27 protein-coding genes are annotated in these 26,781 nt (G+C 53.4%); 18 read left to right on the top strand and 9 right to left on the bottom strand.

What is annotated here, in order from left to right:
• The first annotated feature begins 47 nt into the window (after positions 1–47).
• Positions 48–455 carry a DUF6232 family protein gene (locus tag ACFPOF_RS14700; protein ID WP_378133864.1) on the top strand — a complete coding sequence of 136 codons (408 nt, stop codon included), beginning with the start codon at positions 48–50 and terminating at the stop codon, positions 453–455.
• Here the strand turns inward: ACFPOF_RS14700 and ACFPOF_RS14695 are convergent.
• The 3 genes from ACFPOF_RS14695 to ACFPOF_RS14685 all read right to left on the bottom strand — a co-directional run bounded on the left by ACFPOF_RS14695 (position 448) and on the right by ACFPOF_RS14685 (position 2,939).
• Positions 448–1,476 carry an LLM class flavin-dependent oxidoreductase gene (locus ACFPOF_RS14695; protein WP_378133862.1) on the bottom strand — a complete coding sequence of 343 codons (1,029 nt, stop codon included), beginning with the start codon at positions 1,474–1,476 and terminating at the stop codon, positions 448–450. The two genes, ACFPOF_RS14700 and ACFPOF_RS14695, sit on opposite strands and share 8 nt — an antisense overlap.
• A gap of 74 nt (positions 1,477–1,550) precedes the next feature.
• Complete coding sequence (locus ACFPOF_RS14690; RefSeq protein WP_378133860.1) at positions 1,551–1,988, bottom strand: MarR family winged helix-turn-helix transcriptional regulator; 438 nt, start codon at positions 1,986–1,988, stop codon at positions 1,551–1,553.
• A 105-nt stretch (positions 1,989–2,093) separates the two neighbouring features.
• Positions 2,094–2,939 (bottom strand): AraC family transcriptional regulator, encoded by an 846-nt coding sequence (locus ACFPOF_RS14685; protein ID WP_378133858.1) that lies wholly within the window; start codon positions 2,937–2,939, stop codon positions 2,094–2,096.
• 113 nt (positions 2,940–3,052) lie between these two features.
• Between ACFPOF_RS14685 and lacZ the strand changes: the two genes are divergently transcribed.
• From lacZ to ACFPOF_RS14635, 10 genes are all read left to right on the top strand, one after another.
• A complete protein-coding gene (gene lacZ / locus ACFPOF_RS14680; protein ID WP_378133856.1) occupies positions 3,053–6,181 on the top strand; it encodes a beta-galactosidase, LacZ type in 3,129 nt (1,042 codons plus the stop codon).
• 103 nt (positions 6,182–6,284) lie between these two features.
• Complete coding sequence (locus ACFPOF_RS14675; protein WP_378133854.1) at positions 6,285–6,524, top strand: DUF3892 domain-containing protein; 240 nt, start codon at positions 6,285–6,287, stop codon at positions 6,522–6,524.
• Between the two features lie 273 nt (positions 6,525–6,797).
• The gene (glgB, locus tag ACFPOF_RS14670; protein WP_378133852.1) at positions 6,798–8,726 is read left to right on the top strand and encodes a 1,4-alpha-glucan branching protein GlgB; all 1,929 of its coding nucleotides are present in this window, start codon (positions 6,798–6,800) and stop codon (positions 8,724–8,726) included.
• A 47-nt stretch (positions 8,727–8,773) separates the two neighbouring features.
• Positions 8,774–9,940: a glucose-1-phosphate adenylyltransferase gene (locus ACFPOF_RS14665; protein ID WP_378133850.1), complete on the top strand. Its 1,167-nt coding sequence runs from the start codon at positions 8,774–8,776 to the stop codon at positions 9,938–9,940.
• Positions 9,937–11,049, top strand: coding sequence for a glucose-1-phosphate adenylyltransferase subunit GlgD (glgD, locus tag ACFPOF_RS14660; protein WP_378133848.1), 1,113 nt, complete (start codon positions 9,937–9,939; stop codon positions 11,047–11,049). Before ACFPOF_RS14665 ends, glgD begins: the two co-directional genes overlap by 4 nt.
• 60 nt (positions 11,050–11,109) lie before the next feature.
• Entirely contained in the window at positions 11,110–12,543 is a 1,434-nt protein-coding gene (gene glgA / locus ACFPOF_RS14655; protein ID WP_378133846.1) for a glycogen synthase GlgA, read from the top strand.
• A 24-nt stretch (positions 12,544–12,567) separates the two neighbouring features.
• On the top strand, positions 12,568–14,550 hold the full coding sequence (locus ACFPOF_RS14650; RefSeq protein WP_378133844.1) for a glycoside hydrolase family 15 protein: 1,983 nt from the start codon (positions 12,568–12,570) through the stop codon (positions 14,548–14,550).
• Positions 14,551–14,687: 137 nt separating this feature from the next.
• On the top strand, positions 14,688–15,425 hold the full coding sequence (locus ACFPOF_RS14645; protein ID WP_378133841.1) for a DUF1361 domain-containing protein: 738 nt from the start codon (positions 14,688–14,690) through the stop codon (positions 15,423–15,425).
• 109 nt (positions 15,426–15,534) lie between these two features.
• Complete coding sequence (locus ACFPOF_RS14640; protein ID WP_378133839.1) at positions 15,535–16,122, top strand: hypothetical protein; 588 nt, start codon at positions 15,535–15,537, stop codon at positions 16,120–16,122.
• Between the two features lie 233 nt (positions 16,123–16,355).
• Positions 16,356–18,029, top strand: a complete 1,674-nt coding sequence (locus ACFPOF_RS14635) for a PucR family transcriptional regulator (RefSeq protein WP_378133837.1) — start codon at positions 16,356–16,358, stop codon at positions 18,027–18,029.
• A gap of 318 nt (positions 18,030–18,347) precedes the next feature.
• Here the strand turns inward: ACFPOF_RS14635 and ACFPOF_RS14630 are convergent, their stop codons facing one another.
• From ACFPOF_RS14630 to ACFPOF_RS14610, 5 genes are read right to left on the bottom strand one after another with little or no spacing between them, the layout of a single operon-like run.
• A complete protein-coding gene (locus tag ACFPOF_RS14630) occupies positions 18,348–18,803 on the bottom strand; it encodes a spore germination protein GerPE (RefSeq protein ID WP_378133835.1) in 456 nt (151 codons plus the stop codon).
• Positions 18,800–19,012: a spore gernimation protein GerPD gene (locus tag ACFPOF_RS14625; RefSeq protein WP_378133833.1), complete on the bottom strand. Its 213-nt coding sequence runs from the start codon at positions 19,010–19,012 to the stop codon at positions 18,800–18,802. Before ACFPOF_RS14625 ends, ACFPOF_RS14630 begins: the two co-directional genes overlap by 4 nt.
• Positions 19,013–19,030: 18 nt before the next feature.
• Entirely contained in the window at positions 19,031–19,705 is a 675-nt protein-coding gene (gerPC, locus tag ACFPOF_RS14620; protein ID WP_378133831.1) for a spore germination protein GerPC, read from the bottom strand.
• 18 nt (positions 19,706–19,723) lie between these two features.
• The gene (locus ACFPOF_RS14615; RefSeq protein WP_378133829.1) at positions 19,724–19,942 is read right to left on the bottom strand and encodes a spore germination protein GerPB; all 219 of its coding nucleotides are present in this window, start codon (positions 19,940–19,942) and stop codon (positions 19,724–19,726) included.
• Between the two features lies 1 nt (position 19,943).
• Positions 19,944–20,180 carry a spore germination protein gene (locus tag ACFPOF_RS14610; protein WP_378133827.1) on the bottom strand — a complete coding sequence of 79 codons (237 nt, stop codon included), beginning with the start codon at positions 20,178–20,180 and terminating at the stop codon, positions 19,944–19,946.
• A 143-nt stretch (positions 20,181–20,323) separates the two neighbouring features.
• Here ACFPOF_RS14610 and ACFPOF_RS14605 point away from each other — a divergent pair, with 143 nt between their 5' ends.
• Positions 20,324–20,809, top strand: a complete 486-nt coding sequence (locus ACFPOF_RS14605) for a hypothetical protein (protein WP_378133825.1) — start codon at positions 20,324–20,326, stop codon at positions 20,807–20,809.
• 107 nt (positions 20,810–20,916) lie between these two features.
• The gene (locus ACFPOF_RS14600; RefSeq protein WP_378133823.1) at positions 20,917–21,117 is read left to right on the top strand and encodes a hypothetical protein; all 201 of its coding nucleotides are present in this window, start codon (positions 20,917–20,919) and stop codon (positions 21,115–21,117) included.
• A gap of 75 nt (positions 21,118–21,192) precedes the next feature.
• On the opposite strand, the gene ACFPOF_RS14595 is transcribed toward ACFPOF_RS14600, so the two are convergent.
• Positions 21,193–21,429, bottom strand: a complete 237-nt coding sequence (locus ACFPOF_RS14595; RefSeq protein ID WP_378133821.1) for a hypothetical protein — start codon at positions 21,427–21,429, stop codon at positions 21,193–21,195.
• Between the two features lie 177 nt (positions 21,430–21,606).
• Here ACFPOF_RS14595 and ACFPOF_RS14590 point away from each other — a divergent pair, with 177 nt between their 5' ends.
• The 5 genes from ACFPOF_RS14590 (at position 21,607) to ACFPOF_RS14570 (ending at position 26,779) form a co-directional block, all read left to right on the top strand.
• Positions 21,607–22,053: a Fur family transcriptional regulator gene (locus ACFPOF_RS14590; RefSeq protein ID WP_378133819.1), complete on the top strand. Its 447-nt coding sequence runs from the start codon at positions 21,607–21,609 to the stop codon at positions 22,051–22,053.
• A 14-nt stretch (positions 22,054–22,067) separates the two neighbouring features.
• Positions 22,068–22,280 carry a membrane protein insertion efficiency factor YidD gene (yidD, locus tag ACFPOF_RS14585; protein ID WP_378133817.1) on the top strand — a complete coding sequence of 71 codons (213 nt, stop codon included), beginning with the start codon at positions 22,068–22,070 and terminating at the stop codon, positions 22,278–22,280.
• Positions 22,281–22,681: 401 nt separating this feature from the next.
• Positions 22,682–24,697, top strand: coding sequence for a methionine--tRNA ligase (gene metG, locus ACFPOF_RS14580; protein ID WP_378133815.1), 2,016 nt, complete (start codon positions 22,682–22,684; stop codon positions 24,695–24,697).
• A 336-nt stretch (positions 24,698–25,033) separates the two neighbouring features.
• Complete coding sequence (locus tag ACFPOF_RS14575) at positions 25,034–25,954, top strand: metal ABC transporter substrate-binding protein (protein WP_378134417.1); 921 nt, start codon at positions 25,034–25,036, stop codon at positions 25,952–25,954.
• Positions 25,955–26,008: 54 nt separating this feature from the next.
• Entirely contained in the window at positions 26,009–26,779 is a 771-nt protein-coding gene (locus ACFPOF_RS14570) for a metal ABC transporter ATP-binding protein (RefSeq protein WP_378133813.1), read from the top strand.
• The last annotated feature ends 2 nt before the right edge of the window (positions 26,780–26,781 follow it).

Below are 26,781 nucleotides of genomic sequence, written 5' to 3'. Positions count from 1 at the left end.
GTCGAACATACTAGAGGAGCCCGTAACCGCCTCTAGGAGGAATGAAAATGGAAGCGCAGCCGATTTACAAAGATCAGAACTTCATGATTACGAAGGAATTGTTTATTAGCGGCAACGCCCGGTTTTCGATCCCTCATCTTTGTTCAGTCCGTCTCGTTAAGACGCGGAGAACGATCCCTTACACGTTGCTTGTTCTGGAGCTTCTTCTCATGATCGGCGGATTCGGATGGGACTATCGTTTCCATACGCTTGTCGGCTTGCTGGGCATAGTCGGTTTCGTCGCGAACGCTCTCGTCTACGCCCTAGTCAAGCCGGTGCACAAGCTGCTGCTCACTTTCGCCTCCGGAGAAAAGGAAGTGATCGGCGTGACGGATTACGAGTATCTCGAAGGATTGGCGAATGCGTTTAGCCGTTCGATGGTGGAGACGAGAGGGCGCGGCCTGATGATCAGCTGAACAGTCGGCTGCGAACTTCGGCGATCAATTCGAACGAACGCAATCGAGCTTGGTGATCGTAAATTTGGGAGGCGACGATGATCTCGTCCGCGCCCGTCTCGGTGATGATCGCGCCTAGTCTCTGTTGTACTTGGGTTGCGTCGCCGACGATGGCAAAGCCGAATTGTTTGCTAAGCGCCGCTTCCTCGTAAGGGGACCAAATGCCGTCCATGGTGTCGACCGGAGGCGGCAATTGCGCGAATTTGCCGCGTATCATATTCAGGAAGGCTTGCTGCTGCGAGGTGGCAAGCCTTTTTGCTTCTAGTTTGGAATCTGCGGCGACGATGTTGACTCCGATCATCGCGTACGGTTCGGCGAGCGCGGCGGACGGACGGAAGCTACTGCGATAAATGTCGAGCGCAGGCATGAGATAATCCGGCGCGAAATGACTCGCGAAGGAAAACGGGAGGCCGAGCTGGCCGGCCAATTGTGCGCTGAAGCCGCTAGAGCCGAGCAGCCAGATCGGCACGTCGAGCCCTTCGCCGGGGAAAGCGCGCACGATGTTGCCGAAGTCGAAGGCGTCCGGATGGAAATAAGCCCGAAGTTCGCTTAGCAGTTCCGGGAAGTCTTCGCCTCCCATTCCAAGTCCTCTTCGAAGGACGCGGGACGCGGCTTGATCCGAGCCGGGCGCGCGACCGAGCCCGAGGTCGATTCGACCGGGGTACAACGACTCGAGCGTGCCAAATTGCTCGGCAATCGCAAGCGGCGCGTGATTCGGCAGCATGACACCGCCTGAGCCGACGCGGATTGTGCTCGTGCCGCCAGCGACATGTCCGATGAGGACGGACGTTGCCGAGCTGGCTATGCCCGGCATGTTGTGGTGCTCGGCCAGCCAGAAGCGGTTATAACCCCAACGTTCGGCATGGCGGGCCAGGTCCAGCGTGTTGCGAAACGATTGGGCAGGCGATCCGCCTTCGATAATCGAAGCAAGATCTAGCACGGAAAACGGAATTTGACGCTCAGTATTCGGAGAACGGGTCATTGGACGAAACCTCCAGATCTTAGGGTGCATAATTGGTCAACACATTGACTATGTGACATTATAAAGCTGCTAGCTTACTCATCGTTCATGTTGTCGATGAGTTTCAGCAGGCAGCCGTTAAAGGAAGCGAGTTCTTCCAGCCGAAGCCGGTCGACGCAAGCGCGATCGCTGAGCTTGCCGAAGCGTTCGAGCTTCGCAAGCGTCAACTCGCCGAGCTCCGTCAGGCGAACGAGAGTACTACGCTTATCGTCTGCGTCTTCGTATGTCGTGACGAATCCGCCGGTCTTGAGTCGCTCGACCATTCCGGTCATGTTCTGCTTCGTGACGTGCGTATTTTGCCCCAATTGTTTAAGCGACAAGTCTCCGCCGGAGAGCGCGGACAAAATAAACCATTGGTGAACGCTCGTTAGCCCAACCTCAGACACGAGCTTGCGCCCGATTCGCTCGAGTAAGTTCGAGCAGCGGAAGAGATTAACGACTACGCTTTCGTGTAATTGTCCGTCGTTGTTCAAAGCGGCAGCCCCAGAAGTCAATTTATTGACTAAAGAGTAGCCGAAAAGAAGCCGGAAGTCAAACAACTGACCGGAAACAAATGACCGGATAAGTGCCGGTAAGCCTCACGATGAAGCGCCTGAAGCATTCCGACCGTGCGAAAGCTTAAATTGCTCAGGGGTGATCCCTTCGATGCGTTTGAACACGGCGCTGAAATAGCTAGGATTGTCGAAGCCGGCCTTGGTGGCAACGTCCCTCATCTTCAAATCGGGCTCGCGGAACATCCATTCTTTGCTGCGTTTGATTCTTTCACGATTGACGTATTCCATTGGTCGCATCCGCATGCCGACTTGGAACAACCGGCATAGGTATTGCGCGCTGACATCTATCGCGCCGGCCATCTCCTCGATCGTAATCGGCCGATGGGAGTTCGTCTCGATAAAACGAATAACCGGTTGCAGCTTCGTCAAATGATGGTCTGCGGAGGATGAGCCCGTGCGAAGACTAAGAGACAAGTCGAGCAAACAGGCATAAAGAAGCTTCGATAATTCCATGCCGAGAAAAGGAGTTCCAGTGAGAGAAAGGTCATAAAGGTGGTCGAAATGACTGATCATTCGTTCCGGGACGGATAACGTAAACACGCCTGAGCGGACGATACCCGCCTGCCGCAGCAGCGTATGCACAAGCCCGCCGTTAAAGCTGATCCAATGGACACCCCAGTCATCGGCAACAGGTTGGTAGAGGTGAGCTTCCCTCGGAAACAAAAAGAAACCTTGACCCGGTTTTACCGCATAACGCGTATCCCCGACAATCAGCTCTCCCGCCCCTGAGCTGACCTGCAGCCATTGGTAGTCGGGAAAACCTTCGGGGCGGCGAGTTCGCTCCTGGCAGTCCCAATATCCGACGCTCGTTAAATACAAGGGGAGTTCGGAGTCTCTGTCCGTTACATTCAGAAATGAGAGCTTGTCCATGCCGATCATCCACTTTCATATTGTGATAGAAATACGAAAATTTTTGGATATATTAGGCCAATTGATAATTTTATAATACGAATATAGTTACATTATGAATGGGAGTGTACAACTTGTCCAAAGCAAAATGGAAATATACGCCTCCGTCGAACGGGTATCCGGAATGGAACAATAACCCGACGATTTTTGAGCTGAATCGAATGGACGCTCACGCGACGTTAATGACGCATCATTCGCTGGAAGAAGCGCTTGCAGGCCAACGACAGAAGTCTCCTAGCTATAAGAGCTTAAACGGCAAATGGAAATTTGCTTTCGCGCCGAATCCGAACGCTAGAATCGCGAATTTCTATGAGCAAGAATTCGACGCTTCGTCATGGAGCGAGATCGACGTGCCTGCTCACTGGCAGCTTCAAGGATATGACTACCCGCAATATACGAATGTTAACTATCCATGGAAAGAGTCGGAACCCGATCTGAAGCCGCCTTTCGCGCCGACAAAATACAATCCGGTCGGCTCCTATATCCGCACGTTCGAAGTGCCTGCCGGTTGGCGTGGCCAATCGGTATTCATCAGCTTCCAAGGTGTAGAATCCGCGTTTTATGTTTGGTTGAACGGCGAACTAGTCGGCTATAGCGAAGATACGTTCACGCCATCTGAGTTCGATCTGACGCCTTATATCGTCGAAGGGGAAAACAAACTTGCCGTCGAGGTGTATCGGTGGTGCGATGCTAGTTGGCTGGAAGACCAGGATTTCTGGCGAATGAGCGGCATTTTCCGAGACGTTTATTTGTATACCGCGCCGGCTGAGCATATTTACGATTTTTTCGTCCACACCGACCTAGATGCCGATTTCCGGAATGCGACCCTACGAGTGGAAGCGCTCGTCGAAAGCGGAGGCGATGCGGGCTGGAAGGCGGATGCGCAGTTGTACGATGCGGAGGGCGCAGCCGTACTGGCCGAACCGTTCGCGCTTTCGTCCAAGGGAATCCGTGGAAGTCGAATCGAAGTGGAAGGAGCGGTTCACGTTGACAATCCGTTGAAGTGGAGCGCCGAGTTTCCGAACTTGTATACGCTCGTCCTGCGACTCTCGGATTCGGACGATTCCGGTGAGGCCAAGCAATACGTAAGCTGCAAAGTCGGTTTCCGTTCGTTCGAGATCAAAGACGGGCTTATGCGCATCAATGGCCAGCGTATTGAATTCAAAGGCGTTAACCGCCACGAATTCAGTTGCGATGTCGGACGTGCACTGGGCGAAGAGGATATGGTGCGCGATATATTGCTCATGAAGCAATACAACATTAACGCCGTCCGCACCTCCCATTATCCGAACAATCCGCGATGGTACGAATTGTGCGATGAATACGGCTTATACGTCATCGACGAGACGAATTTGGAGACACACGGCTCGTGGGTATACGGTCAAGATGAATACGAGGAAGGCGACACGGTACCCGCAAGCAAGCCCGAATGGCGGGACAATGTCATCGATCGGTGCAATTCGATGATGCAGCGGGATAAAAATCATCCGTCCGTCGTCATTTGGTCGCTCGGCAACGAATCGTGGGGCGGAGATAATTTCATCCACATGCACGATTACTTGCGCGCCAGCGATCCGTCTCGCGTCGTTCACTACGAAGGCGTATTTAACTGTCGCAAATCGGATGCTTCTTCCGATATCGAGAGCCAAATGTACACGAAACCGTGGGACGTTGAAGCATACGCTTTGCGGCCGGGCGCAAAGAAACCGTTTATTTTGTGCGAATACAGCCACGCGATGGGTAATTCATGCGGCGGGTTGCATAAATATATCGAGTTGTTCGAGAAATATCCGATCCTTCAAGGCGGTTTTATTTGGGACTGGATCGACCAGGCGATACGCGTACGGGGCGAGGATGGGAGCTCGCATCTCGCGTATGGCGGCGATTTCGGAGAAATGCCGCACGACGGCAATTTCTGCGGCAATGGCCTTGTGTTCGCGGACCGTGCCGTCTCTCCTAAGCTGCACGAAGTAAAAGCGTGTTATCAGAACGTCAGGTTCGCGTCCATAGATGCCGCGAAAGGGTTGTTTACTGCGTTGAATCGCTATTTGTTCACGGATCTGGCCACTTTTGAACTCGTTTGGAAAATAGAAAACAACGGCAATGCCGTCTCGGAAGGCAAGCTTGAAGTTGCGGCTGCGCCGGGCGAAACGGCGGACATCGACTTGACTTCGGCGATTCCGGCAAGCGCAGGAGCAGGTGACGAATTTGTATTGACGCTTTCGTTCGTATTGAAGGAAGCAACGTCATGGGCGGAGATGGGTCATGAAGTGGCATTCGGGCAATTCATTCTTCCGGTTCCCGTAACGGCCGATATTACGGAGGAGTTGACTTTCGGCGAACTTCGGACGAATCGCGACGATGACACACTGTTCGTAGACGGTCCAAACTTCAGCATTGTTCTCGACTTGGCAGTAGGAGCGGTCGTTTCCTACGCTTTCGAAGGAACTGAATTGTTGCGCACTCCGCTCGTGCCGAATTTCTGGCGAGCTTACACCGATAACGATAGAGGCAGCGGACACCACGACCGGACTGCAATCTGGCGGAACGCGGGTGCGAATCGGAAATTGATTGAATGCGCGGTTGCGCAGATTGGACCTTCGAACATCGAGGTAACGACATCATTCATCTTGCCGACAGTCCCGGCATCTTACTGTCGAATTGCTTATACGTTGCGAGGCAACGGCAGATTAGACGTCAAGTTCGAGCTCGACCCGGGCGAAGGGTTGCCCGAAATACCGGAAATCGGAATGTTGTTCGAGATGGACGGCTCGTTCGACGTAATTAACTGGTACGGCAAAGGGCCTCATGAGAACTACTGGGATCGCAGCGCAGGCGCTCGGATAGGTTTGTATACAGGCAAGGTCGCCGATCAGGTTGCGCCGTATCTTCGTCCGCAAGAGACGGGCAACAAAACAGGCGTGCGTTACGCAACCGTGACGAATGTTCAAGGCATTGGCGTGCGCATTGAAGGGCAATCGGTCCTCGAATGGAGTGCGCTGCCGTACACGCCAAGCGAAATGGAAGCGACAAGCCATCATCATTTGCTGCCGGCTTCCGATAAAACAGTCGTGCGGGTCAATCATAAGCAAATGGGCGTTGGCGGCGACGACAGTTGGGGCGCCAGGACTCATCCGGAATATACGTTGTATGCGAACAAGTCGTACGGTTATGCTTTCTCTTTACAAGGCTTTAAGCAGTAAAAAATAGAGCATGAAGCCAACCAGTCCGACAGCTTTAACTCCGCCTGCACGTATGATCCTGTACGAACCTGCTCAGACTAGTGGGCGGAGGTGGTAGTAAAAGATGGAACAACAATCCGGCAAACAGCAAATCGTAGCCGTCCGTAAAAACGGCGACGGCGACATCGTCGAACTGCAATTAAGTTCCGGTCAGGTCGTCGGCTACAAAGAAGCGCAAGCGATGGCCAAGAACGATCAGATTGCCAACGTGAACGTGTTCAAAGGCAGAGACGGAGACGAGCATCTGCGCTCGGATCCGGACGGACGTACGGACAACAATCTCGACAACTTGCCTACGTTCTAGGAGAAAGCCGCCGATGCTTCGGCGGCTTTCTCTTATTTACACCTAGCATACATGTAACTAGCCCTGCATAAACATAGATGGTCTCGGGCGCAAGTCCGTGAACTTTCTCTCGGCTTTTTTGAAAATGGGGTGAATCTTTTCATAAGTTTCGTTATAATGTACGTAAGTTTCATGTAATTTGTAAGGGATGTTAACAAGTAATTAACAATGTTAATATTCCGCTAACTTATGCTCCAGTCCAACCAAGCCCTATTCGCCGGGAGGTGACGTCGCATGCAGGCATCGCCGGTAAGTGTTTCATCCGACGACCTGTACTTGTTTAACACCGGGCAATTGTTCGAAGCTTTCCGTACGTTCGGGGCGCATATTGCGCATTGGGAAGGACAAGAGGGTGTAAGATTTGTCCTCTGGGCGCCGGGCGCCCGCGAAGTGAACGTCGTCGGGGATTTCAACGGATGGGACGGTTGGAATCGGGTCGTCGACATGCGGCTCGTCGGATCTACGGGCATCTGGGTCGGTTTCGGGCCGGGCCTTCGCGAGGGCGACCGTTACAAGTATGAAATTCTCGGAGCCGACGGAGAGCGTCGGCTGAAATCCGATCCGTTCGGCTTCCGTGCCGAGCTCAGACCGAACACCGCTTCGATCGTCGCGAGACTCGATCGCTATGAATGGGGAGACGGTGAGTGGATGAGCGCACGGGCGAGCCGCAAGCCTTACGATCGCCCGATGCTGATCTATGAAACGCACCTTGGCTCCTGGAGAATGGACGCTCCCGAGCAGTTCAGAGATTATGGACAGCTTGCGGATGAACTCGTCGATTACGTCTGCGCAATGGGATACACACACATCGAGATTCTTCCGATCACCGAACATCCCCTGGATCGGTCCTGGGGTTACCAGGCGACCGGCTACTTCGCGACGACAAGTCGTTACGGTCCTCCTGAAGGCTTGCAGAAGCTTGTTGACAGTTGCCACAGACGGGGGATAGGCGTGGTGCTCGATTGGGTCTGCGGCCACTTCTGCAAAGACGACCACGGGCTTCGGCAGTTCGATGGATCGCCGCAATACGAGCCTGCAGACTTTCGCGTGGCCGATAAGCCGCTGTGGGGGACGCTCGCTTTCGATTTCGGCAAACCGCAAGTCCAAAGCTTCCTAATCTCCAATGCGCTGTTTTGGCTCGATGTTTACCACATCGATGGCTTACGGGTAGATGCTGTCGCGAGCATGATCGACTTGAACTTCGATAAACCCGAAGAGATGCGTACGACGAACCGCTATGGCGGATCCGATAACGTCGACGCACTTGATTTTTTGCGCAAGCTGAACGAAACCGTATTCCGTTATTATCCGGAAAGCCTCATGATGGCCGAAGATTCTTCCTCTTATCCCGGCGTTACTGCGCCGACATATGCTGGAGGCTTGGGCTTTAACTACAAATGGAACATGGGTTGGATGAACGACATGCTCCGCTACATGGAGACCGACCCGGAACACCGCTCCTCCTGTCATTCCCTCATAACGTTCTCGATGCATTACGCCTTTTCCGAAAATTATGTGTTGCCGCTTTCCCACGACGAAGTCGTGCACGGCAAACGTTCCTTGTTAAACAAAATGCCCGGCCCGTATCCGGAGAAGTTCGCGAACTTGCGATTGTTCTATGGATACTGGATGACCCACCCCGGCAAGAAGCTGCTGTTCATGGGCGGGGAGTTCGGCCAATTCGACGAGTGGAAGGACTACGCCGGATTGGACTGGGACCTGCTCCGTTATCCGCTTCACGACAGCGTGCGCAAGTACACGGAACGGCTGAATGCCGTGTATGCCGAGAATCCTGCCCTATGGGCGCTCGATCACCGGCCGGAAGGTTTTGAATGGATCGATGTGAACAACGCTTCCCAAAGCATGCTGTCGTTCCGACGCAGCGCGGGCGAATCGGATCGTTCAATCGTGGTCGTGTGCAATTTCTCGCGCAGAAGTTACGAGTCATACCGACTCGGCGTATCGTCTCCCGGCACATACACGCTAGCATTGAACAGCGACGAAAGCGACTTTGGCGGCTCGGGGTCGCCGATGCCGTCGGAGTCAATGACTTCTCGTTCGCCCATGCATGGCAAAGCATTCAGCATCGAAATACCGGTTCCCGCCCTTTCCATCCAGATTTGGCAGTCAGAAGCGTCATCTCGCGGTCTTGAAGACATGTAGATCGGCAAGCTCGGCTTTCGTCAACTAACATGGAGGGAGTGCATTTTATGCGCAAAAACGAATGCATCGCAATGCTGCTCGCGGGCGGTGAAGGCCGCCGGCTGGGCGTTCTCACGAAGGATTTGGCGAAACCGGCCGTTCCGTTCGGAGGCAAATATAGAATTATCGATTTTACGCTAAGCAATTGCGCTCATTCCGGCATCGAGACCGTCGGGGTGCTCACGCAATACCAACCGCTGGTGTTGACGCAGCATCTCGGCATCGGGACGCCATGGGGGCTCGACCGGCGCGAGGGAGGCATGCACGTACTGCCGCCCTACGTTCGGCAGAAAGGCGGGACGTGGTACAAAGGAACGGCCAACGCGATTTATCAGAACCTCGGATTCATCGAAAGATACGATCCCGAATATGTGCTCATCATTTCCGGCGATCACATTTATAAAATGAACTATGACTTGTTGCTCGAAGAGCACAAGAAAAACCGCGCTGACGCGACGATTGCCGTCATCAGCGTACCTTGGGCGGAAGCAAGCCGCTTCGGCATTCTGAAAGTCGACGAAGAAGGTCGGATCGAGGAATTCGCCGAGAAGCCGAAGAAGCCGACGAGTAATCTCGCTTCGATGGGCGTGTATATGTTTAATTGGCAAGTGCTTAAAGAAGCCCTTTTGAAGGACGAAGCAGAGAAGGCGTCGTCGAACGACTTCGGCAAAGACATTATTCCGACGTTGCTCGCAGAAGGCGCGCGACTGTTTTCGTATCAATTTAATGACTACTGGAAAGACGTGGGCACGATCGACAGCTTGTGGGAAGCGAATATGGATCTGCTGGCGGATAAACCGTCGCTGCGGCTGAACGATCGTTCATGGCGCATATTCTCCACGAACCCGAACCAGCCAGCTCAATATGTAGCCCCTACCGCTCGCGTGCAAGAGTCGCTCATTAACGAAGGGTGCGTCGTAGAGGGGCGGGTCAATCGTTCGGTGCTATTCCACGGCGCCAGTGTCGGCGAAGGCAGCATCGTCGAGGATTCGATTTTGATGCCTGGTGCGATTATAGGGCGAGAATGCCGGATTATTAGGGCAATCGTCGGCGAAGGTGCGACGGTCGAAGATGGATGCAATGTCGGTGCTGCGCTTTCGGATGAAATCGCGGTCGTCGGAAGCGGGGAAACGATCCGCCCGGAGGCGGAGCTTAAGGAGGCGGAGCCGGTATGAAATTATCCATGATGGGCGTCATCAATTTGATTCACGAAGCCGATGAAATGGAATCGTTGACGACAAACCGCTGCCTAGCAACCGTGCCGTTCGGCGGCCGCTATCGGTTGATCGATTTTACGTTGTCCTCGATGGTCAATTCGGGTATTCCAAGAGTTGCCGTCTTCGCGCACCGCAAATACCGCTCGCTCATCGACCATCTCGGCTCCGGCAGCAATTGGGACTTGCATCGCAAGCAAAGCGGCTTGTTCGTGCTTCCTCCAGCGATGGAAGAGCAAACGGATTTCGGAAGAGGAGATCTATACCACTTCTATCGAAACAGAGATTATTTCGCCCGCAGCGCGGTCGATTACGTCGTTATCTCCCGCAGCCATATGGTGTGCAACGTCGATTTCGCAAAAGTGCTAGACGAGCATAAGATGACAGGGGCGGACGTTACCGTCGTCTGCAAGCAAACATCGGAAAACTTGCCAGGTCTCGCTCGTAAGGCGAAGCTAAATGAAGCAGGACGCATTGTGGAAATGCAAGACCATTTCGGCCGACTGGACTCCGACATCGTCTCGATGGAGATGTACGTCATGAGCATGGAACTGCTGCTCGATCTTGTCGACACGTCGCTCGCGCGCGGTCGGGATCATCTTGTTCGGCATGCTATCCTTCCTGCGCTAGATAAGCTTCAGGTCCACGCTTACATGCATGAAGGCGTTCTTGGCGTCGTGAACAACATCGCTGCGTATTACCGGCACAGCATGGAGCTGCTCAAGCCGGACGTCTGGCGGGAGCTGTTCTTTAACCCGAGCTCTATCTACACCAAAGTCAAAGACGAGCCGCCGACGCATTATCGCGCCGGAGCGGACGTCAGTCATTCGTTGATCGCGAACGGCTGCGATATCGAAGGGACGGTCGTGAACAGTATTTTGTTTCGCGGCGTTAAAGTTGCGAAAGGAGCTATCGTCCGCAACAGCATCGTGATGCAGAACGGCATCGTCGGGGAAGACGGTTCGCTCGAAAATTGCATTTTGGATAAAGAAGTGGAGATTCGCCCGATGCAACAGCTTAAAGGTTCGATCGAGCTGCCGTTTATTGCGCTCAAACGCAAAGTCATCTAGGACGTGTCTGCAAACCCCTCTCGTGGTTTGCAGGCACGCCCAAGCGAGGGGCGAGATTCCATGAAAGTGATGTTCGCGGCGTCCGAAGCGATGCCGCTTGTCAAAACTGGAGGGCTGGCCGACGTTGTCGGCGCCCTGCCGAAAGCGCTCGCCAAACAGGGAGTCGACGTTACGGTCGTTCTGCCGAAATACGGAGAGATCCCGCAATCGCTGCTCGCGGAAGCGAAGACGCTGGCGGTGACAGAAGTGCAGCTTGGCTGGCGACGGCAATATTGCGGTATTCAGACGATTACCGTAGGCGATGTCCGTTTTCTGTTGATCGATAACGAATATTATTTCAAACGCGGATATTTGTACGGTTATGGCGACGAGGCGGAACGGTTTGCGTTTTTCAGCTTCGCGGTGATGGAGATGCTTGCAGCTCTGGCTCCGGAGGAGATGCCCGACGTCCTTCACTGCCACGATTGGCAAACCGGACTCATTCCTTTTCTGCTGCGCACGCGTTTTTCTGGAAGACCGGGCTATCGTGATATTCGGACCGTGTTTACGATTCATAACTTGCAATATCAGGGCGTATTCTCCCGGGATTTACTGCAAGATTTGCTTGCGACGGGAGACGACTCGTTCACGGAAGACAGCTTGTCGTTTTATGGCGCGGCCAGTTGCATGAAAGGCGGACTCCGGTTCGCGGACAAGCTGTCGACAGTCAGCCGGACATATGCTTATGAAATTCAAACTGAGCAATACGGCGAGAAGCTCGACGGTGTGCTTAGACAGCGGTCGCACGATCTTTGGGGTATTTTGAATGGGATCGACACCGACGTATACGACCCGCTTCACGACCCGAATATCGCTTTTCCATATCGTTACGACCTAGCGGGTAAGCGCAAAAACAAAACCGCTCTGCAGCAAGAGCTGGGGCTGCCCGTTGACGAGTCCATTCCCATGTTCGGTGTCGTATCGCGGTTGAGCGGTCAGAAAGGCTTCGATCTGATCGGAGAAATATGGCCTGCTTTGCTCGAGATGAACGTCCAGCTTGTCGTACTCGGTTCGGGCGAACCGGCTATCGAACATATGCTTAGTGAAGCTCAAGCAAAATTTCCGGGCAAAGTCGCAATCTGGTTCGGTTTTAACGAAGGGCTGGCGCGTCGTGTATACGCGGCTTCCGACATGTACTTGATGCCGTCGCGCTTCGAACCGTGCGGTCTTAGCCAACTGATTGCGCTGCGATACTCTTCCGTGCCGATCGTAAGGGAAACGGGCGGCCTGGTCGATACGGTGAAGCCGTATAATGAGTACGAGGGCACGGGTACCGGTTTCACCTTCGGGCCGCCGTCGGCGCATGACTTCCTGCATACCATACATCGTGCTCTTTCGTTCTATGGCAAACCCGAGCATTGGGAGAAAGTCGTCGCGAACGGCGCGGAGATGGACTACGGATGGGGTGCTTCTGCAAAGCTTTACATCGAACTTTACAAAGAACTCGTCAGCTAATAGGAGATTTGGGAGTGGATAGGAATGGCACGACATCTGGTCATCGGCAACGGTAAAATGCTTATTAACCTGGATCACACCTGCTACATCCGCGACATTTATTTTCCGTTCGTAGGGCAACTGAATCACGTCGGGGGGCATTCGTGCCGCTTCGGCATATGGAGTAACGGCACGTTCTCCTGGCTTAGCGATCCGGATTGGCGCATAGAGCTTGGCTACATCGAGGATTCGCTAGTGACGAACGTGACTGCCCGCAACGAACGGCTAGGCATCGAGCTGCAGCTTAACGACGGCATCCATCAAAGGGAATGCATTTACTTGAAGCGGGTCGTCGTCCGTAATTTGGGCAGCGTGGAGAAGGAAGTCAGAGTGTTTTTCCATCACGATCTCATGATCGACGGCAACGAAGTCGGAGATACGGCGGCATTTTATCCGGATAACCGGACGTTGTTCCATTACAAGCGTTCATCCTATTTCATGTTTAACGGACGCTCCGAAGCTGGCGGCATATTTCAGTACTCGACAGGCATCAAAAGATTTCATTCGGCCGAAGGCACTTGGCGCGATGCGGAAGACGGAGAGTTGATGGGCAATGCGATTGCGCAAGGCTCGGTCGATAGCACGATCAGTTTTCGCACGACCGTCCCTCCGGGCGGCGACAGAACGATCTATTACTGGATGGCGGTCGGCCCCGACATGGAAGAAGTGAAAAGGCTTGATCAGTATGTTCAAGAGAGTCACCCGGAGAAGCTGCTTAGCCGAATCGTCATTTATTGGAATCACTGGCTGTCTCGCGTCGGCGACTTCGGCGACTTACCGGCGCAAGTTGTTCGGCAGTTCAAGCACAGCTTGCTTATCGTGCGGACGCAGATCGACGAACGGGGCGCCATACTAGCGGCCAACGATACCGATATCCTGCAGTACAACCGAGATCACTATAGTTACATGTGGCCGCGGGATGGGGCCTTGATCGCCGATGCGATGTCTCTTGCCGGCTATCATAGCACGATCGCATCTTTCTTCCAGTTTTGCGGGCGCAATTTATCTCCGGAAGGGTATTTGCACCATAAGTATAATCCGGACGGAACGGTTGGCTCCAGTTGGCATCCTTATGTCGTTCAAGGCGTGCCGAGGCTGCCGATCCAGGAAGATGAAACGGCTCTCGTTTTGTACGCGCTTTGGAAAGATTACGCCAGGCACGGGGAAATTGAGCTGCCGCAAGCGCTCTACGGCACGCTCATCCGCAAGGCATCGGCGTTTCTATGCGACTATATGGAGCCTGAGCTTGGATTGCCGAAGCCGAGCTACGATTTGTGGGAAGAGCGGTACGGCATATGGACGTATACGGTCGCTTCCGTGTATGGCGGGCTAATGTCGGCCGCGTATTTCGCCGACTTGTTCGGCGATTATGACCGCAGCGACAAATACCGGGATGTCGCGGAGCGGATGAAGCACGGCATTGTCACTCACCTGTGGAACGAGCAAGAAGGTCGCTACGCCCGCGGACTTGTCTATATCGACGATCGCTGGGAGAAGGACATGACGGTGGAAAGCAGCATGTTCGGCTTGTTCGAGTTCGGCGTGTTTCCTGCGGAAGACGATAAAGTGACTCGTACGATGAACGCGATTGCCGAGAAGTTGCGCATTCAGACAGACGTCGGCGGCATCGCCAGATATACGAATGATTATTATTTCAGACAGTCTGACGATATCGGCAAAATTCCCGGTAACCCCTGGATCATCTGTACGTTGTGGGTAGCGAGCTTTCAAATCGAGAAAGCGAAGACGGTTGAGGAATTGGAAGAGCCGCGCAGAACGCTCGAGAAAGTGACGACGTTTGCTTTGCCTGGAGGCAACTTGCCGGAGCAAGTGCATCCGGAGACGGGCGAACCGCTGTCTGTCGCTCCGTTGACGTGGTCCCATGCGACCGTTGTGTCTACGGTATGCAAATATTTGCGAAAACGGGAGCAACTCGTCTCTCCGACGCAAGCCTCACGCAGTTCATAAATTGGAGTAACCCGAAATGCCATCCGGCGGTTTCGGGTTCTTTTTTTTGGCGTCCGACTCTGTTGATTTGTCTGAATGAAGATGGTAGTGCTACAATATGTATAAATTTCAAAATCAAGCGAATAAGGTGCTTCCAAATGAGAGATGCAAAATCTTCGAAATCCTCGATATCGGTCATTAATCCCTTGTTTTACGTCTTGGCGGCAACTTCGGTGCTGTGCACGTTCCTGATCGTCGTCAGGGCGGATCGCGTGGAGGAGATGAGATATCAATTTCTGCTGTGGAATTTGTTCCTTGCTTGGCTTCCCCTAGTCTTCTCCATGACGGCCGTCGCCTACGCGCGGCTCATTAAAGGCAGAACGGCCTTGGCGGCGGGGCTGGTCATTCTTGGCATCGGTTGGTTACTGTTGTTTCCGAATGCGCCGTATTTGACGACGGACTTGATTCATTTAATCTTCAATGGCGACTATCGTTTCTACAACAGGGAAGAGGATTTGCTTGTTTGGTATGATCTCGTGCTGTTCGTTCTCTTTTCATGGTGCGGCTTGCTGCTGGGCTATCAATCGGCGAAGCATTTTTACTCTCTCATCGCTCGTTCCGCAGGCGAGCTAGCGGGCTGGATTTTCGTGATCGCGACATCGTATTTAGGCGGATTCGGCGTCTATTTGGGTCGCGTCGTCCGATTGAACAGTTGGGACGTTGTCTTTAGCCCGTTCCGGCTGATCGAGGGAGTGCTTGAAGGCATTAACCGCAAAGCTTTTATTTTCACGTTGCTGTTCGGCACGATGATCCTCATCGTATACGTGTCTCTCGATCTGATCGGCGGCGGCCGGGGCCGCAAAATGTCTGTAGGCAGGCACTACGAGGAAGCATAGTTCCGTAAAACTTCTCGTAGTTTGATGAGACACCTATTTTTTGCAGCTTCGGAACCATGCAACATCCGCCGTCGTATGAGATAATAAGAGTCAGAAAGGAGTGGATGACATGAGTTTTTTCAAAAAATTAACCGATACGGTAAGCAAAGGTGTTGCGACCGCAACGGAAAAAGCGCAGCAGACGGTTGAGATCACCAAGCTTCACGCCCAAATCTCGAGCAAGCGCAAGGAAATCGATAAATTGTTCGCCGCAATCGGTGAATCCGTATACGAGGCTGTTGCGGCCGGCAGCATGCTGACTGCGGAGACGGAAGTGTTAAGGCGCTCCGGGGAGATCGCGGTCATACGCGCGGAAATCGCCGGATTGCAAGATCGGATCAAGGAGATTCGTAACGAGAAAGATTGCGAATGCGGCAAACGCGTGGCTGAGGATGTAAGATTTTGCCCATCGTGCGGCCGTGAGTTTCCCGTTCCTGTCGCATCGGAAGAGACTGAGCATGACGGGGGAATTCCTGGCGTAGATGAGCATTTGTCTGAAGCGGGGGAGTCCGCAGGTGCAGTACGGGTGAACTTGGACAAAGCGCAGGATGACGGTGCGCCGGCTTACGTGGATAACCGGATGAAATGCCGACATTGCGAAACGCCGCTTTATGCGGACAGTCATTATTGTCCGGCATGCGGTCAACCAACCCAATAACTGACAAACAAACAATTTTGATAAGACTGACCCGAGTCGGCGTGAAGCCGGAGGGTTGGTCTTTTTTTGCTTTTCAACGGAAAATCATTCGGGAAACTAGCGATGTTTGCTAAAGACATTTTCGCTATTATGTAATAAAATATTACATTGTACAGAAAGTATTCATCTTCATGGTTTTAACGTCATGTTATATTACGCAACTGGATTCGGTTTTGCATGGAGGAGATACGGTCATGGCCAAAATGTCGCGCAAAGGGAAACGATCTTCCGCGCAGACGCCGAACGTGCAGTTCACGGTCAAGGATATGCTAGACATGCCGCAGTTGAAGGGGGCGCGCATATTGACTGGGGACGTAGGCGTTTCTCGTCCGATTACGGCATTTACCGTCGTGGATCGCGATGGGGCGAATCTAACCCGGCCGGAAGAATTTCTAATGGTGCTAGACGGTCTGTATCGCGACGAGCCGGAGCGATTGCGTCTCCTCGTGCCGGAATTGGCTCGTAAAGGCGTTGCGGGGATCGGCATTCGTACGGGTGAGGGTTCGGAAGACGTGCCGCAGGAAATCGTCGATGAGGCGGTTCGGCAGGGCCTTCCGCTGCTCGCACTTCCTGACGATTGCGACTTCTCAGAGTTTGCCGTGACCGTCATGGAAAATATGCTTGCGATCGAGACGACTCAAGTGTCGGAGCTGCAACGAAGAATTCAGTCGTTATCCCGTTTGCTGCTTGAAGGAAAAGGCATTGGCGGTATGCTGGATGCGCTGGAAGAAATACTCGGCAATCCGGTTGCAATCGTTCGCGACAACGACACGCCGTGGTTGTCCGCTTCCCTTAAAGTGAAGGATTCGACCGGGCTGTTGCCGCTTCTGCAATTACTCCCGTATCGTCAAGTTTCTCGTGGCGCGGAGAGCGGATTCGCCTTGCTTCAAGGAGAGTTCCGCGCTTATTTACGGGAAATTCCATTGGGTCGAGGTAAGCAAGCTTGCTTTGTAATCTTGGAACGCAGGCGCGGTATTCGCGCGATCGATGCCCTCACCGTCGATCGGATGGCTGCGCTGGCGGGTGTAGAACTGGCTAACGCAGAGGCGGTCAAAGAGGTCGAAGACAAATATTTGGATCAATTTTTGCAAGATTGGCTAACGGGCAAAATCGTAACGGATCGCGATTGGAAGCTGCGTGCGGAAGTGTGCGGTTGCGTCGTTCCGGAAGGTATACCAATGTGTGCCTTGATTGTCGGTATGCAGCGGAGAGATCCGGTACGTACGCTTAAAGATACGGCGAGAAGATTGCGTTCGGAGCTGATACGCACTTCGGAAGGGGTGCTTGTCGCGCCTGTCGGAGACGATCTCGCGATCATCCTTCCGGTTGGGAAACAAGCAAGAGATGGGGACGGGCGAACGGTCGATGCAGTTGCGTCCAAACTTCTCGAGGAGCTGCGCTCACTGTTCGGCGACAAGGGGCTTCGTTTATATGTCGGAAAAATGTTCGAACGCGCCGAGGATTTGCCGTCCAGTTGGTCGCAAGCCGTTCGCGCGAGGCAGGTCGCGGAAGTGTGCGGATTGCCGGGGGACATCGTCAGATACGATCGGCTGGGCGTGTATTCGTTACTATATTTGATACCTCCCGGAGATGAGAGAGAGCAATTTCTGAACCGTTATGCGATCCCCCTGCAATTAGCGGATCGCAAAGGCGGCGGACGCCTCGTGGAGACGCTCGATATGTTTTTTCGCTGCAACGGCAATATCAGACTGACGTCGGAGAAGCTATACGCCCATTACAACACGATCGTCTATAGACTGGAGAAAGTGCAGTCGATTGTCGGCGTTTCGCTCGACGATCCGGAAGAGCGGCTTCAGTTGCATCTGGCGCTGAAGCTCGTGCAGATGACGCCGTTGCCAATGGTCTAACCGCAACCGGCGTATGCGAACGAAAAACCCCTTCGGTCGAAGGGGTTTTTCGTTCGCAATGCGTTTTTTAGAAAGTCAGCTTCTAATTAGTAGCCAGCGCGAAGGATGATAACGAGGAGAATAAAGAGGACGAGCGCGAATGCTGCTGCACCCATACCGCCGCTCACTGGTCCGCAACCGCAACCAGCACCAGCACCTGCAACCGGATAACCCATTTTAGAAAACCTCCCGAAGTTTTGTTTGATGTGATGGCGAATCACAATGTCAGCATATGGCGGGAGGCATACGGTCTCCTGTACGTTTGTACCGGGAGGACGTTTATTGCTCGTTTTTCAGCGATTGTCCCGGATTCGGAACGAGCGTGGCATCGGGAGAGTGTTCGGATGAAATATCCGGAGTCAGATCGTTGAAGTGACGTATATGCTTGATTCTGGCCTCGGCGTCGATCGGACCGCTGTAGCCGGCTCGAAACAATGAAGAGGCCGAGACGCCGAGCATGTACATCCAGCCGACTCGAATATCGGGGCAATCGGTTGAACGACTGACGAATGAGACTTGGTCGCATTGGACGAGGCGCAGTCTCGGTTTGTAAAATATCGGGTAAGTTTCGAATTTGAATTCGTCATCCAAGAAGTTTGCAATTTTGCGCTGGACGGCGATCGCTTTCGACCGCAGAGTCGAGGTGCCTCCATCCCCGAATTGCACGATACCGGAGGTGCTGACCGTATTGACGAACACACAGCCGATTTTCGACGTACGCGGTTCGATGCTCATTGTTCACCCTCCGTTTCCTCCGGCGGAACCGGCATTGGCGCGAGCGGTCCGACGATGACGGATTCGGGAGGCGTATCGAAATAGGAGTACAGCGAGAAAGACTCCGTGTCCCCGATCAGAAGCGCCGATGAGCTCGACACGCCTACAAGCGTCATACAGCCGATTTGTACCGGGCCGTTGTTCACATTTAACGTTATGGATTTGGCCATACTCGAATCCCAGCCTTTCTAGGTCCGTCGCGCTTGCGGCGACTCTGCACTTTGCTGCCTTTTCTGTTTGGTCAAATAGTCCGAGAAGGCGGATTTGACATCCGCTCTTGTCTTCGCGAGAACGCCCTCACTCCATTCGCGCTTCTCTTGGTCCGTACCGGAAGCTGGGTATTTCGTCTTCCTAGCATAATAGTGAACACGTCCTCCGACCTGGTTCTCCACGTCCTGGACGACTTTGCGGCGATGATCCGCACCGAGCGGATATTCGAACTGTTTCTCCATCTCGAGCAGAACGTTTTCGGCGTTCGCACCCATCTCTTCGAGCGCCGTCCTCTGCAAACTCTTTATAACCTCATCCGGCGGCTGGTCGCTATCGTTGTCGCCTGGCCCCGTCTGGACTTGAAAGCAGGACGGGTCAGGCGTAGATAATTGCTCGATATCGGGAATGCCTTGCGGGGAAATGCCGACGTTCAGCGTACCTTCCAGACGGTTGACTTTAAGCTGATCGAAATGATATTCGATATGGATCGGCTGTTTGGCCGCCAGTTCATCAATCCGCTTCTGCATACCGGCAACCTGATCCGTCACGCCGCGCAGTGCGGCTTCGGTCATATAGAGCCGCTGCAGCAGCGACTGCCAGTCGTGCGGATAGACGTACGGCGTTACATTTCTCTCTTGCGGTCCTGAATGCATCGGCATCCCCCTTTCGGATTAAGTCGGATTGGGCAACGGCACGAGCGACAACGCTTGGGAAGCCGCACCGATTTCGTTCAGTTGAGGCGCAGGCTCCGCGAAACCGCCCGTATTGTACAACTGAGACAGTCCGCTGATGCTGCCGGCGCTGCCGATCTGGAGTACGGAAGAATTCGTAATGCCGTCTATGCGAAGCTGCCCGATCGAAATCGTTTGTTGAATGTTCCATATAGACATTTTAGATAACCCCCGAATTTCCGGTGTTGTTTTCGGAGGAGTCCTGAACGTCCGGATCGTTCGTATTCGTTGCGCTAATGGCGTTGTTCGTGCGCGGCAGATCCCCGGTCAGAAACGAGCCTGCTCCGGCGTAGGTTTTGGAAATACTCGAAGGAGAAATTTGAAGCGTATCCCCGAATTGAACGACGCCGCTGCCGCCGACGCTGAGAATTTTGACGTTGCCGACAATGCAAGGCATGGGCAATGCGACTCCTTCGCTGTAGGGTCATGAAACAGTGTATGAAGGCGCTCGCCTAGAGGTTCGCTTGAAGCGGTCAACGCACGGCAGGGTCTTCATAGGCATATGTATAGTAGCAACGAATTGCCGAAGGGGGAATTCCGGTGGGGTCTTTTTTCGATGACGGTCCGCTTCCCGATTGGAAAGACCTCCAGTCGTGGCTGAAGAAGGAAATCCCTTGGAATCTGGCTGAAAATTTGGGCGAGTCTAACGGATCGAACTGGATAGAGCAATATGTACAAAATATGCTGCTCCCCGTCAAAAACGGAGCTCGACTTCACGCTAACGCGATCGGCAAAGGGGGAGCAGGCGCCGAAGCGCTTGTCGACGTGAAACGCAATGCGAAGACGTTAATTGTCCGTGTGCGCTTCGCGCCGAATGTCGAAATGCGTCACGTACAAATGCACGTTACTTCCGAACGGTTAAAAATTACGGGGCTCCCGGACGGCGGGAGGAAAATCGTCCGATTTCCGTGCCTCGTCCTCCCTCGATCGGGCAGCGCCGTCATGAATGACAATGGAACGGTGGAAATCCGATTAAAGCGCAAGCCGCCGGATAAGTCGGAATACGAATTGTTCATCCGTCAGTAGCGACGATCGCCGAATATATTTTTGCTTGTCCGGTTGCAAATCGGTATAATGCTATTGACAAGATTGAGCCGGATCGGCAAAGCGAGCGGGCCTGGAGGAGGATTTTGGTGGATTTGGTTAATGTGGAGGGCGTGTCTCCCGCGCTTTTCGTGACGGGAATCGTATTTATTCTGATGATTGGTTCTTTTCTGAGCTTGGGCGTCCTTCGTTTTTTTCAGTTGAAGAAACGTCAGGGCGGCATTTACATGGGCTTGTCCGTTCTATCGTTAATCGGACTGTTGGTCGCAGTAGAGACATGGTTCGTCTAATCGGCTAATAGCGGGGACTGCAATGAAAGAAGCCGATCGTCCAGCGGGGCTGGAACGGTCGGCTTTCGGCATCTTTTAACGTCTTTTACGGATGTTCAACGTTTGAACTCCGCGCTCTCCGGCGAAATCGCCGCAATAGACGTCTTTGACGGAGACAGTTGTCACATGGTTATAAACCGGTACGCAGTGGTGTCTCCGTATGACTTGGATTTGGTGGATGACATCAACCTGTTGCGGGTGGAAATAGTCTTCGTAAACCGTCTGCGGAGGATCGTATACCGCCTTGCCGTTGCATTTAGGGCAGTCGGACATGTTCAAGCTCCTTTCGCATGTTGTGGTACAGTATACGGGTAATGTCGATAACCTACCTGTTCAAAGGCCTAGTAAGCTCGCCCACATTCAAGCGGTACGTTTGACGGAAGCGGCGATTTCCTGCATAATTTCCTGCATAGTAGAAAAATGAAAAGCGGAAATCGAGGAGGAAGCCCGGTGGGGACGACGGACGAAATTATGCAACGGATGTCCCGCAAGGGATTACGCATAACAGAACAACGGAAAACGATGGTTAAACTGTTCGAGAGCGCCACTGGCTATTTGACACCGAAGGACGTTTATGAGCATATGCAGCAAGTATACCCGGGGCTCAGCTTCGATACCGTGTATCGGAATTTACGGCTTCTGCTCGATATGGACGTCGTGGAGCAGATTATGTTCGAAGACGGCGTGAAATTTAAGCTCAGTTGCGAAGAGGAACATCACCATCATCATATGATTTGCTTAAACTGCGAGAAGACGCTGCCGATTCGCTTCTGCCCGATGTCCGAGACAGACGTGCCAGGCGGGTTCCGGGTTGTCAAACATAAATTCGAAGTGTTCGGCTATTGCGAAAATTGTGCGGCAGCACCGGCGGCTTCGGCATCCGAGAGCGACAGTTGATGAGGATCGCAAGGATGACGCTGCAAGCCCCGATTCGCTTTTACCGAAAATTCATTTCGCCGCTTACGCCGCCTTCGTGCAGATTTCTGCCGACGTGCTCTGCATACGCGCTTGAGGCGATCGAGGTGCATGGCGCGTTTAAAGGCTCGTATTTGGCGGCGCGGCGCATTAGCAAATGCCACCCTTTTCACAAAGGGGGCTACGACCCGGTGCCGCCCAAGAAGTAAGAATCGGCGGGGCCATGCGCGACAGGTGAATTTGACAAAGCGCGTCGGATCGGGTATATTTTGCGCAATGAAACATTCATATCACTTCCAGTGATGGGATAAGTACAAAGTGTCGCGCCTATTTCAGAGAGCCGGGGAAGCTGCGAACCGGCATAGGACGTCTTTGGAAAATGGTCCCGGAGGAGTCGACTTCAAGCGGTTTCGGTTCGCATGCGCGGATCTGCGGCCGTAAGGGGACGACGCGTGTCCGGCGTTAACGGATTTCGTACAAGAGCTTTCGCGGGCGTTTATGCTGCCGGCGGAAGGAAATTGGGTGGTACCACGTGAGCTGCGCTCCCGTCCCATGCGGACGGGAGCTTTTTGCATTTCAAAAACAATCCGAAATCGAGGAGATGGCCGGAATGACCGATGCCAACAAAACGTTTTACATTACGACGCCGATTTACTACCCAAGCGACAAGCTGCACATCGGGCACGCGTACACGACAGTGGCCGGCGACGCGATGGCGCGCTACAAGCGTCTGAGAGGCTACGAAGTCCGCTACTTGACGGGGACCGATGAACACGGTCAGAAAATCGAGCGCAAGGCGCAGGAGGCTGGCAAGACGCCTCAACAGTTCGTTGACGATATCGTCGTCGGCATTAAGGAACTGTGGCGAAAGCTGGATATCTCGAACGACGATTTCATCCGAACGACGGAGTCTAGACACAAAGATGTCGTGCAGCAAATATTCGACCGCTTGCTGGAGCAAGGCGATATTTATAAAGGCGAATACGAAGGCTGGTACAGCATTCCGGACGAGACGTTCTATACGGAGACGCAGCTGACGGATGTCGTTCGCAACGAGAAGGGTGAAGTCGTAGGCGGCAAAAGCCCGGACAGCGGCCATCCGGTGGAGCTGGTCAAAGAAGAATCGTACTTCTTCCGGATGAGTAAATACGCGGATCGGTTGCTGCAATATTACGAGGACCACCCAAGCTTCATTCAGCCGGAGTCGCGCAAGACGGAGATGATCAACAATTTTATCAAGCCTGGACTTGAAGATTTGGCCGTCTCCCGCACGACGTTTAACTGGGGCGTACCTGTTCCGCGGGATCCGAAGCATGTCATTTATGTCTGGATCGACGCGCTCTCGAACTATATTACGGCGCTCGGTTACGGCAAGGACGACGATTCGTTGTACCGCAAATTCTGGCCGGCGAACGTGCACCTTGTCGGCAAGGAAATCGTTCGTTTCCATACGATTTATTGGCCGATTATGCTGATGGCGCTTGGGCAGCCGCTTCCTGAAAAAGTGTTCGCCCACGGCTGGCTGCTTATGAAAGACGGCAAAATGTCGAAGTCGAAAGGCAATGTCGTCGATCCGGTGAAGCTGATCGAGCACTTCGGTCTTGACGCGGTTCGTTATTACTTGCTGCGCGAAGTGCCGTTCGGTGCGGACGGTGCGTTCACGCCGGAAAATTTCGTTGAGCGCATCAACTTCGATCTCGCCAACGACCTTGGTAATTTGCTTAATCGGACCATTGCAATGATCGACAAATATTTTGACGGCATCGTCCCGGCTTTCTCCGGCGGAGCGACCGAATTCGACGATGAACTGGAGCAGGCGGCGAAATCGACGGTCGAGAAAGTCGAAGCTGCGATGGAGAACATGGAGTTCTCGGTCGCTCTTGCCGCGATCTGGGCGTTCGTCGGTCGTACGAACAAGTACATCGACGAAACGAAGCCGTGGGCGCTGGCCAAAGACGAAGCGAACCGTAATGCGCTCGCGTCCGTAATGGGGCACCTCGCTGAAAGCTTGCGTTACGTCTCGATCCTGATTCAGCCGTTTATGACGAAGACGCCATCGTTGATCTGGTCGCAGCTTGGTATCGTGCAAGGCAAAGCGACCGAATGGGAAAGCCTTGGCACATTCGGAACGGCGATCGCGGGAACAAAGACGAGCAAGGGCGATCCGATCTTCCCGCGCCTCGAACTGGCCGATGAAGTTGGGTTTATTACCGGCACGATGGCCGGAGGAGCGGCGAAGCCGCAAGAGCCAGCAACTGAAGCGGCCTCTCCGTCCAATGCCGAGGAAACGCCGGAACTGGCGCCGGAGATCTCTATCGACGAGTTCATGAAAGTCGAGCTTCGCGTCGCACAAGTCGTTGCTTGCGAACCGATTCCGAAAGCCGACAAGCTGCTCAAACTTCAACTCGATCTTGGCTTCGAGCGTCGTCAAGTCGTCTCAGGCATTGCAAAGTTCTACAAGCCTGAAGAGCTAATCGGGCGCAAGGTGATTTGCGTCACGAACTTGAAGCCGGTCAAGCTGCGCGGCGAAATGTCGCAAGGCATGGTGCTGGCCGCTTCCCAAGGCGACCAATTAACGCTGGCGACCGTGCCTGACAATATGCCGAACGGTGCGATCGTGAAATAACTAGGCATAGGCAACACTGATCGGCAACACCGATCTGGGCGGCCCTCGAAACGCTTATCGCGTTCCTAAGGCCATACTAGAAGGTGTTGCTTTTTTTATGCCAATAATGCAGGGGAATCGGGTCTCTCAACAGGCAATTACACGAAAAAATCGAACAATTCACTATCGGACGGGGCTCACAGTAGGCAATTACACGAAAAAATCGAACAACTCGCGCTCAGACGGGTCTCTCAGTTAGTTGACAGCCGGAAGGGGGGCGTCTATAATTCGGATTGTTAATAATAATTATTACGATTAAGGAGATCGACTGTGAAACGCAAACTTAAAATTCGGCTGATGGTCGCGCTCAGCTTATTGATGTTCATTGCCATTTTGTCCGGCTGTGGGGACGCGTCGAAAGCGACCGAAGCTGACGGGAAAATAAAAGTCGTCACCAGTTTCTATCCGCTCTATTATTTCTCGAAAGAGATCGGCGGCGAGGACGCATCCGTTACGAACTTGATTCCGGCAGGCGTCGAGCCGCATGACTGGACGCCAAAAAGCAAAGATTTAACGACGCTGGCGAAGGCTCGTTTGTTCGTCTACAACGGCGCAGGCTTGGAAGGATGGGTCGGAGACATGCTTCACGGAGTCGAGTCCGGCAGCGATGTCATTAACGTCGAGGCAAGTAAAGGGATCGATCTGATTCGCGGCAATCCCGAAGAAGACGAAGACGGACACGATCACGGCGGCCTTGATGTCGATCCGCATACATGGGTCAGCCCTCGTTCAGCGATAATGATGGCGACGAACATTAAGGACGCGTTCGTGAAGGTCGACCCCGACCACGCAGCGGGTTATGAGTCGAGATTCAATGATTTGACTGAGCGGCTGCGGAAGCTCGATGAGAAATTCATTGCAGGTTTGTCCGGCCTAGCCCGCAAAGACATCGTCGTCTCCCATCAAGCGTTCGGTTATTTATGCCGTGATTACGGGTTGAATCAGATTGCGGTCATGGGGCTTTCGCCAGAGGCGGAGCCACGCGCGAAAGATTTGCTTGCGATCGCGAAGTTCGTGAAAGAAAATCGCATTCCATACATTTTCTTCGAAGAATTGGTGTCCGAGCGGCTGGCAAATACGCTTGCGAGCGAAGCGGGGGTGAAGACGCTTGTGCTGAACCCGCTAGAAGGATTGACGCCGGAACAGGAAAAAGCCGGGGACGATTACTTCACGATAAGCGAACGTAATCTTGAAAACTTGCGGAAGGCTCTCGGGTAATCTAACATAGAATAGACGAAGGCGACATCGCCCGGAAGAACAGGAGCGCCAGCTATGAACGAAATCGCAATGCCGACGCAAGCCGGCTGCCATAGAGAAATCGTCAGATTGGATGGCGTATCCTACGCATACGATTCCCAGACGATTCTCTCTGACGTCAACTTCACGATTATGGAAAGAGACTTCGTCGGTCTGATCGGCGCTAACGGCGCGGGCAAGACGACGCTGCTCAGGATGATTGTCGGTTTGACCCGCCCGCAGAAAGGGTCCATTACGTTGTTCGGCAAGCCGGCATCGCAGTTTAAAGACTGGAACGATATCGGCTACGTTCCTCAGCGAAGCCATGTGAACCCGCTGTTTCCTGCTACGGTTCGGGAAGTCGTGTTGTCCGGCATGTATGGGAGAAAGAAGCTGTTCCGCAAGCTGAGTAAAGGGGATATCGCTCGCTGCGAAGACGCGCTAGGGGCGATGAAGATTGGCGACTTGGCGAACAAGAAGATCGGCGCATTGTCCGGCGGGCAGCAGCAACGGGTGTTTCTAGCGAGAGCGCTCATTAACAACCCGAAGCTGCTCATCTTGGACGAGCCGCTGACCGGCATCGACGTCGAGACGCAGACAAGTTTTTTTCAAATGGTCAAGCACATGCACCAAAGGCATAACATCACGTTCCTGATGGTATCCCACGATATGGAGATGGTTCGCTCGTACTTGGGGCAAGAACCGAAGGAACGAAGCGGCAAGCTGTCGTTCTATGTTCGCCATTCCCACGATCTGGACGACTGCGATGGAACGGACTTATTGCATTCGCTGCGGAAGGAAGGGTAACC

Source organism: Cohnella soli (assembly GCF_042655525.1).
In the GTDB taxonomy this organism is placed as follows: domain Bacteria; phylum Bacillota; class Bacilli; order Paenibacillales; family Paenibacillaceae; genus Cohnella; species Cohnella soli.
The sequence above is the reverse complement of the archived record's forward strand: the minus strand, read 5'-3'. Positions and strand labels throughout refer to the sequence as shown.

Bases quoted from the DNA above. Each gene is read 5' to 3' on its own strand.
- ACFPOF_RS14700 (WP_378133864.1), top strand. From the start codon at position 48: ATGGAAGCGCAGCCGATTTACAAAGATCAGAACTTCATGATTACGAAG.
- ACFPOF_RS14695 (WP_378133862.1), bottom strand. From the start codon at position 1,476: ATGACCCGTTCTCCGAATACTGAGCGTCAAATTCCGTTTTCCGTGCTA.
- ACFPOF_RS14685 (WP_378133858.1), bottom strand. From the start codon at position 2,939: ATGGACAAGCTCTCATTTCTGAATGTAACGGACAGAGACTCCGAACTC.
- ACFPOF_RS14675 (WP_378133854.1), top strand. From the start codon at position 6,285: ATGGAACAACAATCCGGCAAACAGCAAATCGTAGCCGTCCGTAAAAAC.
- glgB (WP_378133852.1), top strand. From the start codon at position 6,798: ATGCAGGCATCGCCGGTAAGTGTTTCATCCGACGACCTGTACTTGTTT.
- ACFPOF_RS14665 (WP_378133850.1), top strand. From the start codon at position 8,774: ATGCGCAAAAACGAATGCATCGCAATGCTGCTCGCGGGCGGTGAAGGC.
- glgD (WP_378133848.1), top strand. From the start codon at position 9,937: ATGAAATTATCCATGATGGGCGTCATCAATTTGATTCACGAAGCCGAT.
- glgA (WP_378133846.1), top strand. From the start codon at position 11,110: ATGAAAGTGATGTTCGCGGCGTCCGAAGCGATGCCGCTTGTCAAAACT.
- ACFPOF_RS14650 (WP_378133844.1), top strand. From the start codon at position 12,568: ATGGCACGACATCTGGTCATCGGCAACGGTAAAATGCTTATTAACCTG.
- ACFPOF_RS14645 (WP_378133841.1), top strand. From the start codon at position 14,688: ATGAGAGATGCAAAATCTTCGAAATCCTCGATATCGGTCATTAATCCC.
- ACFPOF_RS14640 (WP_378133839.1), top strand. From the start codon at position 15,535: ATGAGTTTTTTCAAAAAATTAACCGATACGGTAAGCAAAGGTGTTGCG.
- ACFPOF_RS14635 (WP_378133837.1), top strand. From the start codon at position 16,356: ATGGCCAAAATGTCGCGCAAAGGGAAACGATCTTCCGCGCAGACGCCG.
- ACFPOF_RS14630 (WP_378133835.1), bottom strand. From the start codon at position 18,803: ATGAGCATCGAACCGCGTACGTCGAAAATCGGCTGTGTGTTCGTCAAT.
- ACFPOF_RS14625 (WP_378133833.1), bottom strand. From the start codon at position 19,012: ATGGCCAAATCCATAACGTTAAATGTGAACAACGGCCCGGTACAAATC.
- gerPC (WP_378133831.1), bottom strand. From the start codon at position 19,705: ATGCATTCAGGACCGCAAGAGAGAAATGTAACGCCGTACGTCTATCCG.
- ACFPOF_RS14615 (WP_378133829.1), bottom strand. From the start codon at position 19,942: ATGTCTATATGGAACATTCAACAAACGATTTCGATCGGGCAGCTTCGC.
- ACFPOF_RS14610 (WP_378133827.1), bottom strand. From the start codon at position 20,180: ATGCCTTGCATTGTCGGCAACGTCAAAATTCTCAGCGTCGGCGGCAGC.
- ACFPOF_RS14595 (WP_378133821.1), bottom strand. From the start codon at position 21,429: ATGTCCGACTGCCCTAAATGCAACGGCAAGGCGGTATACGATCCTCCG.
- yidD (WP_378133817.1), top strand. From the start codon at position 22,068: ATGACGCTGCAAGCCCCGATTCGCTTTTACCGAAAATTCATTTCGCCG.
- metG (WP_378133815.1), top strand. From the start codon at position 22,682: ATGACCGATGCCAACAAAACGTTTTACATTACGACGCCGATTTACTAC.
- ACFPOF_RS14575 (WP_378134417.1), top strand. From the start codon at position 25,034: ATGGTCGCGCTCAGCTTATTGATGTTCATTGCCATTTTGTCCGGCTGT.
- ACFPOF_RS14570 (WP_378133813.1), top strand. From the start codon at position 26,009: ATGAACGAAATCGCAATGCCGACGCAAGCCGGCTGCCATAGAGAAATC.